Genomic DNA, 17,740 nt, shown 5'->3' with positions numbered 1-17,740 from the left:
CTGAGTACCGCTGAAAAAAAGCCCTCGTTACCTTACGGTAGCGGGGGCTTTTTGGTTAGAGACGACGTTCTGCCGCGCCGTAGACCTCTTCGTCACGTCGAGCACCAACGGCAACGATCAATACCTGTATTGCGTGGCCATCGACTCGATAAACAATTCGCGTGTCGCCTGTTCGAATCCGTCTACAGCCTGCAAGGCTGGCTCTTAGGGGCTTGCCGCTCTTATCCGGCTCACCATTGATAATCCGCTCTTCGATGACATCAAGAATGCGGTTCGCCGCTACAGCTCCCAGCAGATCCAGATCCTTCTGAACCTCCGGATGATAGATAACGCCCCAAACCATCCACAGCTCCTTTAGTCTTTCCTGGCGTACCGCGCCCGCAAATCGTCGTGGCTGATTGCCTTGCTCTGATCAAAACCGATCAGTCGCTCCCGAGCGGCTGCTTCAACCCTCAGATCTTCAAGTTCATCGAGCATTTCCTGATATGCATCGACATTGATAATGACCGCTGCTGGCTGATTGTCCTTGAAAATGACCAGCCGCTCGGTGGCTCGGCTGGAAATTTCTTTGAGCCTTGCGCTGAACCCCCTGACCATTGCAGTCACCGATATCGCTTGGTCAGCACGCTCCAGTAATGCCGTCATACTCACCTCTCTACACAATCATGCAAATTTGAACACACAGTTCTACGTAGAGTATTGCGTTGAATTCGACATACAGCAAGCTGCAAAAAATGCTAACTGATCAACCTGCGTGTTTCACGCCTACAAAAACGAACCGAACAATTTGTAAATCTAATAATTGATGATGTGGTGAAGGTACTGACGCCGCCACCAACTCGGACAAAAGCAGAATCTAAAAAACAACGGCCTGAACGCAACTAATGGCGCCGAGACACCGACCACAAAAAAGCCCCCGCCGCCTTTCGGCAACGGGGGCTTTTGGATGTTGCTTACATCTCCACCTGCGTTCCCAACTCAATCACCCGGTTCAGCGGCAGATTGAAGAAGCGCAAATTGCCGTTGGCGTTCTGCAACATGAAGGCGAACAGCGCTTCGCGCCAGCGGGCCATGCCTTCGAGTTTGGAGGCGATGACCGTCTCGCGGCTGAGGAAGTAGGTGGTGCGCATCGGGCTGAAGTCCAGGTCATCGAGATGACACAGCTTCAGCGCTTGCGGCACGTCCGGCTCGTCGACGAAGCCAAAGTGCAGGATCACCCGGAAGAAGCCTTCGCCGTGAGATTCCACCTCGAAACGCCGTGATGTCGGCACCCGCGGGATGTCTTCGTACACCACTGTCAGCAGCACCACTTGCTCGTGCAGCACCTGGTTATGCAACAGGTTGTGCAACAGCGCATGGGGCACGGCATCCGGGCGCGCGGTCAGAAACACGGCGGTGCCCTGGACGCGGTGCGGCGGTTGCACGGCGATGCTGCTGATGAAGATCGGCAGCGGCAATCCACCTTCGTCGAGACGATCGACCAGCAGTTGCTTGCCGCGCTTCCAGGTGGTCATCAGCACAAACAGGGCGATACCGGCGATCACCGGGAACGCACCGCCCTGCACGATTTTCGGCACGTTGGCGGCGAAGTACACACCGTCTACCAAGAGGAATCCAAGCAACACCGGAACCGCGAGGACCGGAGGCCATTTCCACAGCAGCAGTATCACCGCCGACACCAGAATGCTGGTCATCAGCATGGTCCCGGTCACTGCCACGCCGTAGGCCGAAGCCAGAGCGCCGGAAGATTCGAAACCCAGCACCAGTAACACCACGCCGACCATCAGCGCCCAGTTCACCGCGCCAATGTAGATCTGGCCTTGTTCGGCGCTGGAGGTGTGCCGAATGTGCATGCGTGGAATGTAACCGAGCTGGATCGCCTGACGGGTCAGGGAGAACGCACCGGAAATCACCGCTTGGGAGGCAATCACCGTAGCCATGGTCGACAATCCTACCAATGGAATCAGCGCCCAGCTCGGTGCCAACAGATAGAACGGGTTGCGCGCGGCCTCCGGATCACCGAGCAGCAGCGCACCCTGGCCGAAGTAGTTCAACACCAGCGCCGGCAGCACGAGGATGAACCACGCACGGGCAATCGGCTTGCGACCGAAGTGGCCCATGTCGGCGTACAGCGCTTCGGCACCGGTCAAGGCCAGCACTACCGCGCCGAGAATCGCCACGCCCATGCCCGGGTGCACAACGAAGAAGCGTACGCCCCACACCGGGTTCATCGCTTTCAACACTTCCGGATGCTGCATGATGCCGTAGACACCCAGCGCCCCCAGCACCACAAACCAGGTGACCATGATTGGCCCGAACAGGATGCCGATCCGCGCGGTTCCATGACTCTGAATCAGGAACAGCGCCACCAGCACGATCAGCGACAGTGGCACTACCCAATGGTCGATACCCTCGAAAGCCAGTCCCAGGCCTTCAATCGCCGAGAGCACAGAGATCGCCGGCGTGATCATGCTGTCACCATAGAACAGCGCTGCGCCGATCAGCCCGCAGACCACCAGCAGAGTGCGCAACTTCGGATGCCCGGCCGCAGCCCGCCGAGCGAGGGCGGTCAAGGCCATGATCCCGCCTTCGCCCTGGTTGTCGGCGCGAAGTACGAACATCATGTACTTGATCGACACAACCCAGATCAGCGACCAGAAGATCAGCGCCAGAATCCCCAGCACCCCGTCATGATTGACGGGCACGCCATAGCCACCGGAAAACACTTCTTTGAGGGTGTACAGCGGGCTCGTGCCGATATCGCCATAAACCACCCCGACCGCCGCGACCAGCATGCCGATCGGCTTTGCCGCCGAATGCTCGGCGCCTGCCGCCTGACTACTTGCCTGACCCATCCACCACTCCTACTACCCAGACCGGACTTCTTTGGAAGAAGCACTATGCTTTGCCGTGCAGCATGCGCTGTTTTACTTACTGTTACAGACGTTTTGTTGACTGTAAAAAATCGGTAAAGCGTAAAGGCGCGAAGCATAGCGCAGCACTCGTCGTATTTCCCTGCATAAAGCTGGTCAAGTGCGCCTCTCATCGCTAGAATTGCGCACTTTTTGATCAGAGGCTAAGCGTCCTGCCTCGCGAATACTGCTGTTTTTTGACGGCGCCTGTTGTTGCCATACTGCGTTGCCGCTTCTCGCCATAGCAAGCTATGACTCGGCGCGGCGCCTTGCCTGGCAACAACAGTCACTCGTCAAAAAGCAGCGTATTCACGAGGCAGGACGCCAAGCGCCCGTCTGTCGCCTTGCCGTCTTCGGCTGGAGGCGTCACAAATACCGAGGTTAGACATGTCCACCACTCCTGCGCCGGCCAATCCAAAAGTTGGCTTCGTATCCCTGGGTTGCCCCAAAGCACTGGTCGACTCCGAGCGCATCCTTACCCAGCTGCGCATGGAAGGCTATGACGTTGTGTCCACTTACGAGGACGCCGATGTCGTGGTGGTCAACACCTGCGGCTTCATCGACTCGGCCAAGGCTGAGTCTCTGGAAGTGATCGGCGAAGCCATCAAGGAAAACGGCAAGGTCATCGTGACCGGCTGCATGGGCGTCGAAGAAGGCAACATTCGCAAGGTACACCCAAGCGTGCTGGCCGTGACCGGTCCGCAGCAATACGAGCAAGTGGTCAACGCCGTGCACGACGCCGTGCCGCCGCGTCAGGATCACAATCCGCTGATCGACCTGGTGCCGCCGCAAGGCATCAAGCTGACCCCGCGCCACTACGCTTATCTGAAGATTTCCGAAGGCTGCAACCACAGCTGCAGCTTCTGCATCATCCCGTCGATGCGCGGCAAACTGGTCAGCCGTCCGGTCGGTGATGTACTGGACGAGGCTCAGCGCCTGGTCAAGGCCGGTGTCAAAGAGCTGTTGGTGATCTCGCAAGACACCAGCGCCTACGGCGTCGACGTGAAATACCGCACCGGTTTCTGGAACGGCGCGCCGGTGAAAACCCGCATGACCGAACTCTGCGAAGCCCTGAGCACCCTCGGCGTCTGGGTTCGTTTGCACTATGTTTACCCGTACCCGCACGTCGACGAGCTGATTCCGCTGATGGCCGCCGGGAAAATCCTGCCGTACCTGGACATCCCGTTCCAGCACGCCAGCCCGAAAATCCTCAAAGCGATGAAACGCCCGGCCTTCGAAGACAAGACCCTGGCGCGCATCAAGAACTGGCGCGAAATCTGCCCGGACCTGATCATCCGTTCGACCTTCATCGTTGGCTTCCCTGGCGAAACCGAAGAAGACTTCCAGTACCTGCTGAACTGGCTGACCGAGGCCCAACTGGACCGCGTCGGCTGCTTCCAGTACTCGCCAGTCGAAGGCGCACCGGCCAACCTGCTGGACGCGGCCATCGTGCCGGACGACGTCAAGCAAGACCGCTGGGATCGCTTCATGGCGCACCAGCAGGCCATCAGCTCGGCTCGCCTGCAAATGCGCGTTGGCCGTGAAATCGAAGTATTGGTCGATGAAGTCGACGAGCAAGGCGCGGTTGGCCGCTGCTTCTTCGATGCCCCGGAAATCGACGGCAACGTGTTCATCGACAACGGCAGCAACCTGAAACCAGGTGATAAAGTCTGGTGCAAAGTGACCGACGCAGACGAATACGACCTGTGGGCTGAACAGATCTAAACGCAAAAAATACGAAAAGCCCTGCTCTCTTGACGAGATGCGGGGCTTTTTTACGTCTATCGTTTTGTGGGAGAAAGGATTCGCATCATCAACTGCAAAAGGGGCAGCCGGCCATGCGCCAACATTCGGTCATCCACACGCCGAAACAGAGCGACTACCAAGAGCTCACTCAAGTCTGGGAAGCCTCGGTGCGCGCCACCCATGACTTTCTGCCGGACAGCTACATCGAACTGCTGAAGAACCTGGTGCTGACGCGGTACCTCGATGCGGTGATGCTGATCTGCACCAAAGACCCGCGCCAGCGCATCACCGGGTTCGCCGGGGTCGCGGCGGGCAAGATCGAAATGCTCTTCATCGACCCGGCTCACCGCGGCCAGGGCCTGGGCAAGCAGTTGCTGCGCTATGCGATGGAACACCTGAATGCCGATGAACTGGACGTCAACGAACAGAACCCGCAGGCCCTGGGTTTCTACTTCAAACAGGGCTTCGAGGTGATTGGCCGTTCGGAAGTCGATGGTATGGGACAGCCTTATCCGCTGCTGCACATGCGTTTGCGCCAAAATCAACAATGCTCACAACACGGCTGACACAACGCGGATCCAGTGTAGGAGTGAGCCTGCTCGCGATAGCGGTGTGTCAGTCAACAGATAAATTGACTGAACTACCGCTATCGCGAGCAGGCTCGCTCCTACAAAAAGCCACGCGGCGCAAATGGAACCGGGATTAACCGGCGCCACGCAGGTACAATGCCCACCCCTTTTTTGTTACGGCCCTGTCATGACTGACCCGATTCGTCTCTCCAAACGCCTCATCGAACTCGTCGGCTGTTCCCGTCGGGAGGCTGAGCTGTTCATCGAGGGCGGCTGGGTCACCGTGGACGGCGAAGTCATCGACGAGCCGCAGTTCAAGGTCGACACCCAGAAAGTCGAGCTCGACCCGGAGGCCAAGGCCACTGCGCCGGAGCCGGTGACCATCCTGTTCAACGTTCCGGCGGGCATGGACGCGGAAACGGCCATGGCAACGATCAGCGCCGAGACCTTGAGCGAAGAACACCGCTTCAGCAAACGTCCGCTCAAAGGCCACTTCCTGCGCCTGACCGCCAGTACCGACCTGCAGGCCAACGCCAGCGGTCTTCTGGTGTTCACCCAGGACTGGAAGATCCTGCGCAAACTCACTGCCGACTCCGCCAAGATCGAGCAAGAGTATGTGGTCGAAGTTGAAGGCGACATGGTGGCTCACGGCCTCAACCGCCTGAACCACGGCCTGACCTACAAGGGCAAGGAACTGCCGCCGGTCAAAGCCAGCTGGCAGAACGAAAACCGCCTGCGTTTTGCGATGAAGAACCCACAACCGGGCGTCATCGCCCTGTTCTGCCAGGCCGTAGGCCTGAAGGTTGTCGCCATCCGCCGCATCCGCATTGGCGGCGTGTCCATCGGCAAAGTGCCGTTGGGCCAATGGCGTTACCTGTCCGGCAAAGAGAAGTTCTAAGACTTTTCACGCCGCCACACATTTTGGCGCCGCTGTTGACGCGGCGCCCACTGCTGAATATCAGGATTGCACACCATGATTCATAACGACGTACTGCGCAGCGTGCGCTACATGCTCGACATCAGCGACAAGAAAGTCATCGAGATCATCAAGCTCGGGGGCATGGACGTGGCCCTGGCAGACCTGGTGACGTACCTCGACAAGAAAGAGGAAGACGAGGAAGGCTTCGTACGCTGCCCGGATGAAGTCATTGCGCATTTCCTCGATGGCCTGGTGATCTTCAAGCGCGGCAAGGACGAAAGCCGTCCGCCGCAGCCGATCGAAGTGCCGGTGACCAACAACATCATCCTGAAGAAACTGCGTGTGGCTTTCGAACTGAAAGAAGACGACATGCACGCCATCCTCAAGGCCTCCGAGTTCCCGGTGTCCAAGCCTGAGCTGAGCGCGCTGTTCCGCAAGTTCGGCCACACCAACTACCGCCCGTGCGGCGACCAGTTGCTGCGCAACTTCCTCAAGGGCCTGACTCTGCGCGTTCGCCCGCAGTAAATGCCCGCTGGCCTTGAGCTGCAAACCTGCGGCTCAAAGCCAGGCTGTATAGACCCTCATTCCTCGCAAAAATAGTGGCTCCGCTTCTGGCGGCTGACGACTAGGGTGTATTGACCCTCAGCTCTCAGGATTCGCCATGCACCCGTATTTTTCCCTGCAAGGCCGCACCGCTCTGGTGACCGGCGGCACCCGTGGTATCGGCAAAATGATCGCCAAGGCTTTTGTCGAAGCCGGCGCCACTGTGTACGTGTGTGCCCGGGATGCCGAAGCCTGTCAGCAAACGGCTGACGAGTTGAGCGCGTTCGGGCGCTGCCATGCCGTGGCGGCCAATCTCGCCACTGAAGAAGGTGTACTTCAGTTGGCTACACAATTGGGAGAACAGATCACCCAGCTGGATATTCTGGTGAACAACGCCGGCACCACGTGGGGTGCGCCGCTGGCGAGCTACCCGGTCAAGGGCTGGGAAAAGGTCATGCAGCTTAACGTGACCTCGGTGTTCAACTGCATTCAGCAGTTTTTGCCGTTGCTGCGTAAGGCTGGTTCGGCCGCGAATCCGGCGCGAATTATCAATATCGGCTCGGTGGCGGGGATTTCTTCCTTTGGTGAACAGGCTTATGCCTACGGACCAAGTAAGGCTGCCCTGCATCAATTGTCACGGATTCTGGCGCGGGAGCTGGTAGGCCAGCACATCAACGTCAACGTCATCGCGCCGGGGCGTTTTCCGAGCAAGATGACGCAGCACATCGGCAATGATGAGCAGGCGTTGGCCGACGACACGGCGTTGATTCCAATGAAACGCTGGGGCCGGGAGGAAGAGATGGCGGCGCTGGCGATCAGTCTGGCGAGTACGGCCGGCGCTTACATGACCGGGAACATCATTCCGCTGGATGGCGGGTTCAGTCTCTGAACGATCTTTGGGTGGGTTATCATGCTCACCCTCAAATCGCTCTGACCCCAAACCCATGACCTACAGCGTCTCCCCCGTCGGCTTCGTGCGCTCCTGCTTCAAGGAGAAGTTTGCGATCCCGCGCCAACCACAACTGGCCCCGGCCGCTCGCGGCGTACTGGAACTGGTGGCGCCGTTCGATCAGGGCGATGCGGTGCAAGGTCTGGAACAGGTCAGCCACGTGTGGCTGCTGTTCCTGTTTCACCAGGCGCTGGAAGAAAAGCCACGGCTGAAAGTCCGCCCTCCTCGTCTCGGCGGTAACAAATCCATGGGTGTGTTCGCCACCCGCGCGACGCATCGGCCCAATGGCATCGGCCAATCCGTGGTGAAGCTGGATAAGGTTGAAGCCAATCGCCTGTGGATATCCGGCATCGACCTGCTGGACGGCACACCGATTCTCGACATCAAACCCTACGTGCCTTACGCCGACATCATCGATACGGCCTCCAACAGCATTGCCAGCGCTGCGCCGCAGCTGATTCCCGTGCAGTGGACGGATTCAGCACTGCAACAAGCCCACGGCCACGCTCAGCGCCTTGAAGAACCGCTGGTGGAGCTGATTGAGCAATGCCTGGCACAAGACCCACGCCCGGCGTACCAGATTCCTACGCCCGAACGGGAATATGGCGCGCAATTCTGGGATCTGGATGTGCGTTGGCATTATCCCCAGGCGGGGATTATTCGCGTCTTGGAAGTCATTCCCGCAAAAGTCTGAACGCCAGAAACCACTGTGGGAGCGAGCCTGCTCGCGATAGCGGTGTGTCAGTCAGCATTACTGTCGACTGACACACCGCTATCGCGAGCAGGCTCGCTCCCACAGGGAAAGCAAAGCCGTTAGGTGATTTGCTTACTTCTCGACGAACGCTCGTTCGATCAGGTAATCACCCGGCTCACGCATCCGCGGCGACACTTTCAGGCCGAAGCTGTTCAACACTTCGCTGGTCTCGTCGAGCATGCTCGGGCTGCCGCACAGCATCGCGCGGTCGTCCTGCGGGTTGATTGGCGGCAGACCGATGTCGCTGAACAGCTTGCCGCTGCGCATCAGGTCGGTCAGGCGACCTTCGTTCTCGAACGGCTCACGGGTCACGGTCGGGTAGTAGATCAACTTGTCACGCAGGGCCTCGCCGAAGAACTCGTTCTGCGGCAAGTGCTCGGTGATGAACTCGCGGTAAGCGACTTCGTTGACGTACCGTACGCCGTGGCACAGGATCACTTTTTCGAAACGCTCGTAGGTTTCCGGGTCCTGGATGACGCTCATGAACGGCGCCAGACCGGTACCGGTGCTGAGCAGGTACAAATGTTTGCCAGGCTTCAAGTCATCCAGCACCAGCGTGCCGGTAGGCTTCTTGCTGATGATGATCTCGTCGCCTTCCTTCAGATGCTGCAGCTGGGAAGTCAGCGGGCCATCAGGCACCTTGATGCTGAAGAACTCGAGATGCTCTTCCCAGTTCGGGCTGGCAATCGAGTAAGCGCGCATGAGCGGCCGGCCGTTGGGCTGTTGCAGGCCGATCATCACGAACTGACCGTTCTCGAAGCGCAGGCCCGGGTCGCGGGTGCACTTGAAGCTGAACAGAGTGTCGTTCCAGTGATGAACACTGAGGACACGCTCGTGGTTCATGTTGCTCATGTACGTGGGACTCCTGGAGATTTTGTCTGCGCGTGCTCTGCGCCTGCTCTGCAAAAAATGAGCTGCTGTGCGCAATTGCATCGCATTCTAATGGCAGCGACAATATCTGTTAACTGGATTATTAAGATAAGGGTTATCGGTTATATCGATATGCGATTTACTCTCCGTCAACTTCAAGTATTCGTCGCCGTCGCCCAGCAGGAAAGCGTATCCCGTGCTGCGGGTCTGCTCAACCTCTCGCAATCGGCGGCGAGCACCTCGATCACCGAGCTAGAGCGTCAGTCCAGCTGCCAGCTGTTCGACCGCGCCGGCAAACGGCTGAGCCTCAACGCCCTCGGCAAACAGCTGCTGCCGCAAGCGGTGGCGCTGCTCGACCAGTCCAAGGAAATCGAAGACTTGCTCAATGGCAAGTCGGGATTCGGCTCCCTGGCGGTCGGCGCGACCTTGACCATCGGCAATTACCTGGCCACCTTGCTGATCGGCAGCTTCATGCAGCGCCATCCGGAAAGCCAGGTGAAGCTGCACGTGCAGAACACTGCCAACATTGTGCAGCAAGTCGCCCACTATGAAATTGATCTGGGTCTAATCGAAGGCGACTGCAGTCATCCGGACATCGAAGTGCAGAGCTGGGTCGAGGATGAATTGGTGGTGTTCTGCGCGCCCCAGCATCCACTGGCCAAGCGCGGCACGGCGACCATGGAAGAGTTGACTCATGAGGCCTGGATTCTGCGTGAACAGGGTTCTGGCACGCGACTGACCTTTGACCAGGCCATGCGTCACCATCGCAGCTCGCTGAATATCCGGCTGGAACTGGAACACACCGAAGCGATCAAGCGTGCGGTGGAGTCCGGGTTGGGGATTGGCTGCATTTCTCGTCTGGCACTGCGCGATGCCTTCCGCCGCGGCAGCCTGGTGCCCGTAGAGACGCCGGATCTGGATCTGGCGCGGCAGTTCTATTTCATCTGGCACAAACAGAAATATCAGACGTCGGCGATGCGTGAATTCCTCGATCTGTGCCGCGCTTTCACCGCCGGGGTTCAGCGCAGCGACGAGATCGTTCTGCCCACCATTGCTTAAAGCAGGATGACTGCCCAGACCAGCGCAATCATGCTCAAGGCTACGAACTGAGCGGCGCTGCCCATGTCCTTGGCGTTCTTGGACAACGGGTGCAATTCAAGGGAAATACGGTCGATGGCCGCTTCCACTGCCGAATTGAGCAATTCGACAATCAACGCCAACAGGCAGACGGCAATCAGCAACGCCTGTTCGACGCGGCTGACGTTCAGGAAGAACGACAGCGGAATCAATATGACGTTGAGCAACACCAGTTGCCGAAAAGCCGCTTCGCCGGTGAAGGCTGCACGCAGGCCGTCCAGCGAGTAACCGGAGGCGTTGAGGATGCGTTTTAGGCCGGTTTGGCCTTTGAAAGGTGACATAAAGTGGGCAACTGACCAAAAAAGAAGTGGGAAAGCTAGATTAAGCAAAGTCAAAAAAGCGTGAACGCGCCGCGCCTGATTAGTTCGAAATTGACTCAAGTTGTTGCAGAAGCAAGGCTGCCTGGGTCCGGGTTCGCACATTCAGCTTGCGAAAAATCGCCGTCACATGCGCTTTGATCGTCGCTTCGGAAACGCTCAGCTCATAGGCAATCTGCTTATTCAACAAGCCTTCACAGACCATGGTCAGGACACGAAACTGCTGAGGCGTCAGGCTCGCAAGGCCTTCGCTGGCGGCCTTGGCTTCGGCGGAAACGCTGACTGCCTCGAACGCCTGGGGCGGCCAGAACACATCACCGTCGAGCACCGCGCGTACAGCTTTCTGGATGACGCTCAGATCACTGGACTTGGGGATGAAACCGCTGGCGCCGAATTCACGGGACTTGACCATGATCGAGGCTTCTTCCTGGGCCGACACCATGACCACCGGAATCTGCGGATACTGACCGCGCAACAGCACCAGCCCTGAAAAGCCGTAGGCCCCCGGCATATTCAGGTCCAGCAGCACCAGATCCCAGTCGGACTTCTCGTCCAGACGGGTTTCCAGCTCGGCAATGCTTGCCACTTCCACCAGACGGACTTCCGGGCCCAGGCCCAGGGTCAACGCTTGATGCAGGGCGCTACGAAAAAGAGGGTGGTCATCGGCAATCAGGATTTCGTATGTGGCCATTTTTCAAATGATCCTGTTTTTTATGGGACGCCCGATGCATTCAGGCTTCGCCAAAACAACTCGAGGTACAGCCACGGAGCTGCACCAACAGGGCACGTTCAACGCCAATCACGTGGCAATCCACGTAAAGAATACGGCGTATCAAACTTGGCCGCGCCCCAATCGGCGCCAAGCATGCCCAGCGAAGTCGGGGTGGTCAAGGTGCATGGCCGGTACAGTTCTTTGCAGTATGGGCGACAATCAACGCGTGACAGGGGCGCCGTTTACACAAAAGGCATCAGCTCGGCGTGTGCCGGTGTTGCAACATTCATTTCAAGCTGATGTTTGGCATCAAGGTAATGTTGGCTGAACACGTCGAAATAGGCGTCCAGTGCCGACGCTGCCTCGGTATCACCGGCCAGATCGAGACACAACGCCGCCACTTCGGCTGTGCATAAATGCTCGCTGCGGGTCGATCGGCGCAACCGATACCGCGACAACTTCTCGGGCAACAGGCTCAGGATCGGAAGCCGATCAAAGTAGGGACTTTTGCGGAAAATCTTCCGGGCTTCTGTCCAGGTGGCATCCAGCAAAATGAACAGGGGACGCTTCGAACTATCGGCATCGACGCTGTTTGTGACACGCTCGGGTTCGACATACTCACCCGGAAACACCAGATAGGGCTGCCATTGCGGGTCGGCCAGCAGCGCCAGCAGTTGCTCATCAACTTCCGTACGCGACCAGATGAACGCATGGTTGTCGCGCACCACATCGGCGATCAGCCAACCGGTGTTGCTCGGTTTGAACACTTCCTTGTTGGTCATGATCAGGCACACGCCAGAACGGGCCTCGACTTGCGGGCGCCAGGCGCACAGGCAGTGGCTCTCGATCACGCGGCAGGCTCGGCAACGCGGTGCCCTCCAGCCGCGGGCCTGAATCGGCTTGATGCCCTCTTCCTCTCGCTCATCGCGCAAGCGGGCTACTGCGTTTGCAGCAAAGCGTGGGGGTGCAGGGTTCATCGCAGGCAACGCCGGCAGGGGAAGAAAATCGACACGAAAAACACTCGGCAGGGCAGAAAGTGGCGGCAGTTTATCAGAGCAGCCGGCGCAAGCCTGTACCGTCCAGGCCTCGTCCCCTATAATTCGCCGCCACTGAACGCACAGTCATGTGACGGGTCGAACCACCAGTCACTGAACCAGGAGAGTTTCATGCTGCGCCTTATCGTTCCCACCGCTGCCATTTTGCTGGCGTCGTCCTTCAGCGCTCAGGCTGCATCCTTGAGTGAGCAGAATCTCAACCGAGAGCTGCGAAACGTCGCCACACAAAGCAGTGTTGGTACTCCACGGGCGATCAACGAAGACATTCTTGATCAGGGCTACACCGTCGAAGGCAACACGCTGATCAACCATCTAAGCGTACAAAGCAGCCACGCCAACAAGATGCGTGCCGACCCCAAAGCCGTGTATTTCCAGCTTGGCGCTTCCGTATGCAACAACCCATCGTTCCGCAAACTGATGGCCAAGGGCGCGGTCATGCGTTACGACTTCACTGAGGTGAAGACCAACCGCTCGGTCGGCTCCGCCAGCTATCAGGAATCGGATTGCCCGAAAGCGGCTCCGACCAAGAAGAAGTAATCATTGGGAATTGGCGCGCCGCTGTTCATCCTCGGCGCGCAGTTCTGCCAACAACGCCTGCAAATAACGTGAACGTCGTTCGGCGCCCTCCAGACGTCGGCAACACTCCTCTTCGAGACTCAAATGATTGGTCTCGGCCGATGACTTCAGTAATCGATACAGTTGCGTATCGATCTCCAGAATGACTCTGGCCATCGCTTCCCGCCTCCCTGCACCTCGCCCTTGCTTGAGCGATAAAATCCTTGAACCGCTTGTACCGTGCGCCCTGCCTTTGACGCAAAGATGTTGTCGTGCCTGTCATATTAGTAAATCAGACTGTCGGACACTCGCCTGGCGTTCAGACGAGCGGTGAAAGCACCTTGCAAATCGCCAATAAGCGGTTGCCAGGAAAGACTTTGCGGCGCAATGATCAAGTCAGCGGAAACCTCCGCGAGGGTCTAGATTCATAGTGTTCACGTTCAATTTTAAGGGCAGGAAAGGGCTGCCCATTGCACGTCTTGTCGTGCGAATGTTTCCTTCATCCAAGGGAAAAACAGAGCCTGTATGGAAGGAGAAGTTGATGCCTTACCAACCGAATGACCTCCTGAGCCGTCATTTTGAAGAAAGCGGCCACGACCTCATCAGCAAGGTCGAAGAGCAACTCAACCTGGTTTCACCCAACAGCCCGAACATCCCGATCTACCGCGACATGATCCTGACCGTGCTGCGCATGGCCCAGGAAGATCACAACCGCTGGAATGCCAAGATCACCCTGCAAGCCCTACGCGAACTGGAACACGCTTTTCGTGTTCTGGAGCAATTCAGGGGGCGCCGAAAGGTCACCGTTTTCGGCTCGGCCCGAACACCGATAGAACATCCGCTGTACGGTCTGGCCCGAGAGCTCGGCGCCGCGCTGGCGCGCTCAGACCTGATGGTCATTACCGGTGCCGGTGGCGGCATCATGGCAGCGGCTCATGAAGGTGCCGGCCTGGCACACAGCCTGGGATTCAATATCACCCTGCCCTTCGAGCAGCATGCCAATCCCACCGTGAATGGCACTACCAACCTGCTGCCCTTCCACTTCTTCTTTACCCGCAAGCTGTTCTTCGTCAAGGAAGCCGATGCGCTGGTCCTGTGCCCTGGCGGTTTCGGTACCCTGGATGAAGCGCTGGAAGTGCTGACACTGATCCAGACTGGTAAAAGCCCGCTGGTGCCCGTGATATTGCTGGACGCTCCCGGCGGCAAATTCTGGCAAGGCGCGTTGGACTTCATTCACCATCAACTGGAGGAAAATCGCTACATCCTGCCGACCGATATGAAACTCGTCAGTCTGGTCTACAGCGCGGAAGAGGCTGTGGAGCAGATCAACCAGTTCTACAGCAACTTCCACTCCAGCCGCTGGCTCAAGCATCAATTCGTGATCCGCATGAATCACAAGCTCAGCGACCAGGCGCTCGAACACATGCAGGAGTCATTTGCCGACCTGTGTCTGAGCGATCATTTCCATCAACATGCTTACAGCGGAGAGGAACACGACGAACCGCAGTTCAGCCACCTGGCGCGACTCGCTTTCACCTTCAACGCCCGTGATCATGGACGCCTGCGGGAACTGGTGGACTACATCAACCTGCCGGAAAACTGGGCGCAATCCCAACCCCAGGCGCAACAGCGCTCGCGGGAACCGTCCAAGGTAACGTAAGCAAAAAAAAAAACGGCCCGCTATCGAAATAGCGAGCCGTTTCAGTCAATCGTCCATCCCTCGGCCGCTGAACAAGCGGCTGATCATTTCCATGGAATATCCCCGATAACTCAGGAACCTGCCTTGTTTGGCACGTTCCCGGGCGTCTATCGGTAAATGCCCGGAAAACTTTCGCCGCCAGGTGTCTTCCAGTTGTCCCTGCCAGTTGATACCGCTCTCGCGCAAAGCAAGTTCGATGTCGGTACGTTGCAGGCCGCGCTGGCTCAACTCTTCACGAATACGCAAAGGGCCATAACCGGAACGGGCACGGTAGGAAACAAAGCTTTCGAGGTAGCGGGATTCGGACAGCAGGCCTTCTTCCGTCAAACGGTCGAGTGCCGTGTCGATCATTTCTGGGAGGGCGCCGCGTTGACGCAGTTTACGCGTCAACTCGACTCGACCGTGCTCGCGTCGCGCGAGCAGGTCCATTGCGGTTCGCCGCACCGCGACGAGTGTATCGAGTACGGCGGTCATCGGATCAATCAGATATCTGCGTCAGCCAGGTCATCAGCAGTCTCTTTGACTGGCGATGCTTTGACGTCCGGCGCTGGAGTCAGCAACTTGTCACGCAGTTGCTTCTCGAGCTTGGCGGCGATTTCCGGATTGTCTGCCAGGAACTTGGCCGAGTTGGCCTTGCCCTGACCGATCTTGGTGCCTTCATAGGCATACCAGGCGCCGGACTTTTCAACAAAACCGTGCAGCACGCCCAGGTCGATCATCTCGCCATTGAGGTAGATGCCTTTGCCGTAAAGAATCTGGAACTCGGCCTGACGGAACGGCGAAGCCACCTTGTTCTTCACAACCTTGACGCGGGTTTCGCTACCGACAACCTCGTCACCTTCTTTCACCGCGCCAGTACGGCGGATGTCCAGACGAACCGAAGCGTAGAACTTCAGCGCGTTACCACCGGTGGTGGTTTCCGGGCTGCCGAACATCACGCCGATTTTCATACGGATCTGGTTGATGAAGATAACCAGGCAGTTGGCGTTCTTGATGTTACCGGTGATTTTACGCAGCGCCTGGGACATCAGACGGGCTTGCAGGCCCACGTGCATGTCACCCATTTCGCCTTCGATTTCAGCCTTTGGAACCAGAGCCGCCACGGAGTCGACGATGATCACGTCAACCGCGTTGGAACGCACCAGCATGTCGGTGATTTCCAGGGCTTGCTCGCCGGTGTCCGGCTGCGAAACCAGCAGGTCGTCGACGTTGACGCCCAGTTTGCCGGCATACTCAGGGTCAAGGGCGTGTTCAGCATCGACGAATGCGCAGGTCGCGCCGGCTTTTTGAGCCTGGGCGATCACCGACAGTGTCAGCGTGGTTTTACCGGAGGATTCAGGACCGTAGATTTCAACGATACGACCTTTTGGCAGACCGCCAATGCCGAGCGCGATGTCCAGACCCAGAGAGCCAGTGGAGATAGCCGGGATCGCCTGACGGTCCTGATCGCCCATACGCATTACGGCACCCTTGCCGAATTGACGTTCGATCTGACCCAGGGCCGCAGCCAAGGCTTTCTTCTTGTTGTCGTCCATTAAAGTCCTCACGTAATCAATAAGGCCTGACGGCCAACACCTGTATAAGTAGCCAGTATTATTCCACAGCGTTTCAGGATCGCCTACCCCTGATTTGAGATTTCTCCAGCGGCATGGCGCAGCAGCCCCTCTAGCGCGGCCTTCACCGTTTGTCGGCGGACCTCTTCACGGTTGCCGGGAAAGTACTGCACCTCGCTGAACACCTGTTCACCAACGCCCCACGCCAGCCACACCGTGCCCACCGGCTTGCTCGGCGAACCGCCATCCGGTCCCGCCACACCACTGACCGCCACGGCAAAACGCGCCCGGCTTTTTTCCTGCGCGCCTCGGACCATGGCCTCGACCACCTCGCGACTGACCGCCCCCACCGTCGAAAACAACTCGACCGGGACATTCAATTGCTCGGTTTTCTGGCGATTGGAATAGGTGACATAACCCGCCTCGAACCATGCCGAACTCCCCGGAATCCGGGTGATCGCCTCGCTGATCCCGCCGCCGGTACAGGACTCGGCGGCGGCGACGTGGGCATTGAGAACCTGCATGCGCCTGCCAAGTTCAGCGGCCAGTTGGGTGATTTCTTTCACGGTCATCTCCTGAGGATGCGGAATGAGAACTACCGTACACGAGCGTAACGCGCTTGCAAGGCGCAGGATTGATCAAAATGTTAGCGAGCGAGGGCTCTGATATAAGCCTGACAGGCCTGCAAGGCAATCAATCCGCGGTCGCCGGCGTCGGTGATGGCGATAATTCGCTGAGCATGCGCCGGGTCAAGTCGGGCGCGCGGGATCAAACCGAAGGCTGGCATAACACCGCCCTCGCCCGCGCCCAGAGTTGCAAACGGTCTTGCAGCCCGTTCAGACCGCCGTTGATGCGGCGGGTGATGCTGTTGAACTGGTCGCGGTCGGCCAGTTCGTTGAAGCCATTTTGCTCCCAGAACCACGCGGCCGACTCGGCGGCCCACCGGGGCTTTTCCAGAAGCCCTGGCAAAAACAGTAAACGATCATCACCGAAGAGTCCGAGACTGCACTGACGGTAATTGTCGCGACCAGTGATCTGAATCAGGCCTCGACCACGGTATTTTTGACCGTCGCCGTCGGGCTCCGAAGTGTTACCCAAACGGGCGGCCAGGGTGCCTGTGTCGTATTTGCTCAGGTATTGAGTACTACCCAGTTCTCGTACGTACTGCAATTGCCCTGATTCATGACCGACTTGCGCGAGGAAGGCGGCGATGCGTTTGGGGGTGTTGATGTTGTGGTGGGTCATGGCGGTGTTGAGTGCAGAAATGAAAACGCCCGCTTGGGATCGAGCGTTGGGCATAACGATCTGTAGTTGTTGCTGCGTAACGGTCATATGGCCTCCAGAATGCCGGCGGCGACACGATCGACAAGACTTGGGCAGTGATCACGCAGTTGAGTTATCAGTGGGGTGATCTTCATGGTGTTTTCACCGGGCAATAAGAAACCCGCTT

At 58.1% G+C, this 17,740-nt stretch carries 21 protein-coding genes and 1 pseudogene; 9 read left to right on the top strand and 13 right to left on the bottom strand.

All coding sequences use genetic code 11. The features are described from left to right. Positions 1 to 55: 55 nt before the first annotated feature. The 3 genes from ABH912_RS26795 to ABH912_RS26785 all read right to left on the bottom strand — a co-directional run bounded on the left by ABH912_RS26795 (position 56) and on the right by ABH912_RS26785 (position 2,855). A complete protein-coding gene (locus tag ABH912_RS26795; protein WP_429512024.1) occupies positions 56 to 343 on the bottom strand; it encodes a type II toxin-antitoxin system RelE family toxin in 288 nt (95 codons plus the stop codon). Positions 344 to 354: 11 nt separating this feature from the next. Then, positions 355 to 645 carry a type II toxin-antitoxin system Phd/YefM family antitoxin gene (locus ABH912_RS26790; RefSeq protein WP_429512022.1) on the bottom strand — a complete coding sequence of 97 codons (291 nt, stop codon included), beginning with the start codon at positions 643 to 645 and terminating at the stop codon, positions 355 to 357. Between the two features lie 308 nt (positions 646 to 953). Further along, positions 954 to 2,855 (bottom strand): potassium transporter Kup, encoded by a 1,902-nt coding sequence (locus ABH912_RS26785; RefSeq protein ID WP_033058951.1) that lies wholly within the window; start codon positions 2,853 to 2,855, stop codon positions 954 to 956. A 444-nt stretch (positions 2,856 to 3,299) separates the two neighbouring features. Here ABH912_RS26785 and rimO point away from each other — a divergent pair, with 444 nt between their 5' ends. From rimO to tsaA, 6 genes are all read left to right on the top strand, one after another. Continuing rightward, a complete protein-coding gene (gene rimO, locus ABH912_RS26780) occupies positions 3,300 to 4,637 on the top strand; it encodes a 30S ribosomal protein S12 methylthiotransferase RimO (RefSeq protein WP_008153968.1) in 1,338 nt (445 codons plus the stop codon). Between the two features lie 113 nt (positions 4,638 to 4,750). Next, on the top strand, positions 4,751 to 5,224 hold the full coding sequence (locus ABH912_RS26775) for a GNAT family N-acetyltransferase (RefSeq protein WP_046054606.1): 474 nt from the start codon (positions 4,751 to 4,753) through the stop codon (positions 5,222 to 5,224). A 190-nt stretch (positions 5,225 to 5,414) separates the two neighbouring features. Then, a complete protein-coding gene (locus tag ABH912_RS26770) occupies positions 5,415 to 6,125 on the top strand; it encodes an rRNA pseudouridine synthase (RefSeq protein ID WP_090187685.1) in 711 nt (236 codons plus the stop codon). A 75-nt stretch (positions 6,126 to 6,200) separates the two neighbouring features. After that, the gene (locus ABH912_RS26765) at positions 6,201 to 6,671 is read left to right on the top strand and encodes a DUF1456 family protein (protein ID WP_033058945.1); all 471 of its coding nucleotides are present in this window, start codon (positions 6,201 to 6,203) and stop codon (positions 6,669 to 6,671) included. Positions 6,672 to 6,807: 136 nt separating this feature from the next. After that, positions 6,808 to 7,578 carry an SDR family oxidoreductase gene (locus ABH912_RS26760; protein WP_429512019.1) on the top strand — a complete coding sequence of 257 codons (771 nt, stop codon included), beginning with the start codon at positions 6,808 to 6,810 and terminating at the stop codon, positions 7,576 to 7,578. Positions 7,579 to 7,633: 55 nt separating this feature from the next. Further along, positions 7,634 to 8,332 (top strand): tRNA (N6-threonylcarbamoyladenosine(37)-N6)-methyltransferase TrmO, encoded by a 699-nt coding sequence (gene tsaA, locus ABH912_RS26755; RefSeq protein ID WP_429512017.1) that lies wholly within the window; start codon positions 7,634 to 7,636, stop codon positions 8,330 to 8,332. Between the two features lie 132 nt (positions 8,333 to 8,464). Here the strand turns inward: tsaA and fpr are convergent, their stop codons facing one another. After that, positions 8,465 to 9,244, bottom strand: coding sequence for a ferredoxin-NADP reductase (fpr, locus tag ABH912_RS26750; RefSeq protein ID WP_003443014.1), 780 nt, complete (start codon positions 9,242 to 9,244; stop codon positions 8,465 to 8,467). A gap of 150 nt (positions 9,245 to 9,394) precedes the next feature. Between fpr and ABH912_RS26745 the strand changes: the two genes are divergently transcribed. Further along, complete coding sequence (locus ABH912_RS26745; protein ID WP_008153977.1) at positions 9,395 to 10,321, top strand: LysR family transcriptional regulator; 927 nt, start codon at positions 9,395 to 9,397, stop codon at positions 10,319 to 10,321. On the opposite strand, the gene ABH912_RS26740 is transcribed toward ABH912_RS26745, so the two are convergent. The 3 genes from ABH912_RS26740 to ABH912_RS26730 all read right to left on the bottom strand — a co-directional run bounded on the left by ABH912_RS26740 (position 10,318) and on the right by ABH912_RS26730 (position 12,405). Continuing rightward, complete coding sequence (locus ABH912_RS26740) at positions 10,318 to 10,680, bottom strand: diacylglycerol kinase (protein ID WP_008010143.1); 363 nt, start codon at positions 10,678 to 10,680, stop codon at positions 10,318 to 10,320. The genes ABH912_RS26745 and ABH912_RS26740 overlap by 4 nt on opposite strands. A gap of 79 nt (positions 10,681 to 10,759) precedes the next feature. Next, positions 10,760 to 11,407, bottom strand: coding sequence for a response regulator transcription factor ErdR (gene erdR / locus ABH912_RS26735; protein WP_033053926.1), 648 nt, complete (start codon positions 11,405 to 11,407; stop codon positions 10,760 to 10,762). Positions 11,408 to 11,670: 263 nt separating this feature from the next. Beyond that, positions 11,671 to 12,405: a tRNA-uridine aminocarboxypropyltransferase gene (locus tag ABH912_RS26730; protein WP_429512015.1), complete on the bottom strand. Its 735-nt coding sequence runs from the start codon at positions 12,403 to 12,405 to the stop codon at positions 11,671 to 11,673. Between the two features lie 189 nt (positions 12,406 to 12,594). Here ABH912_RS26730 and ABH912_RS26725 point away from each other — a divergent pair, with 189 nt between their 5' ends. Beyond that, positions 12,595 to 13,020 (top strand): PA3611 family quorum-sensing-regulated virulence factor, encoded by a 426-nt coding sequence (locus tag ABH912_RS26725; protein ID WP_033053929.1) that lies wholly within the window; start codon positions 12,595 to 12,597, stop codon positions 13,018 to 13,020. On the opposite strand, the gene ABH912_RS26720 is transcribed toward ABH912_RS26725, so the two are convergent. After that, a complete protein-coding gene (locus tag ABH912_RS26720) occupies positions 13,021 to 13,215 on the bottom strand; it encodes a hypothetical protein (protein WP_033053930.1) in 195 nt (64 codons plus the stop codon). A gap of 364 nt (positions 13,216 to 13,579) precedes the next feature. Here ABH912_RS26720 and ABH912_RS26715 point away from each other — a divergent pair, with 364 nt between their 5' ends. Continuing rightward, positions 13,580 to 14,698, top strand: coding sequence for a TIGR00730 family Rossman fold protein (locus ABH912_RS26715; RefSeq protein ID WP_429512012.1), 1,119 nt, complete (start codon positions 13,580 to 13,582; stop codon positions 14,696 to 14,698). A 45-nt stretch (positions 14,699 to 14,743) separates the two neighbouring features. Here ABH912_RS26715 and recX read toward each other — a convergent pair whose 3' ends face one another. The 5 genes and pseudogenes from recX to ABH912_RS26690 form a co-directional block, all read right to left on the bottom strand. Continuing rightward, the gene (gene recX, locus ABH912_RS26710; RefSeq protein WP_429512010.1) at positions 14,744 to 15,211 is read right to left on the bottom strand and encodes a recombination regulator RecX; all 468 of its coding nucleotides are present in this window, start codon (positions 15,209 to 15,211) and stop codon (positions 14,744 to 14,746) included. A gap of 8 nt (positions 15,212 to 15,219) precedes the next feature. Further along, positions 15,220 to 16,272, bottom strand: a complete 1,053-nt coding sequence (gene recA / locus ABH912_RS26705) for a recombinase RecA (protein ID WP_007907270.1) — start codon at positions 16,270 to 16,272, stop codon at positions 15,220 to 15,222. Between the two features lie 83 nt (positions 16,273 to 16,355). Continuing rightward, positions 16,356 to 16,856: a CinA family protein gene (locus ABH912_RS26700; protein WP_429512008.1), complete on the bottom strand. Its 501-nt coding sequence runs from the start codon at positions 16,854 to 16,856 to the stop codon at positions 16,356 to 16,358. 80 nt (positions 16,857 to 16,936) lie between these two features. Continuing rightward, positions 16,937 to 17,056 (bottom strand): annotated as a pseudogene (locus ABH912_RS26695) (lysis protein); the annotation flags it as partial. 2 nt (positions 17,057 to 17,058) lie between these two features. Next, on the bottom strand, positions 17,059 to 17,622 hold the full coding sequence (locus ABH912_RS26690) for a glycoside hydrolase family 19 protein (RefSeq protein ID WP_033053934.1): 564 nt from the start codon (positions 17,620 to 17,622) through the stop codon (positions 17,059 to 17,061). Positions 17,623 to 17,740: the final 118 nt, after the last annotated feature.

Origin of the sequence: Pseudomonas sp. BT76 TE3572, from assembly GCF_050435365.1 — a bacterium.
GTDB lineage: Bacteria > Pseudomonadota > Gammaproteobacteria > Pseudomonadales > Pseudomonadaceae > Aquipseudomonas > Aquipseudomonas fluorescens_W.
Note: the sequence above shows the minus strand (reverse complement) of the source record. Positions and strands in the feature narration are given on the sequence as shown.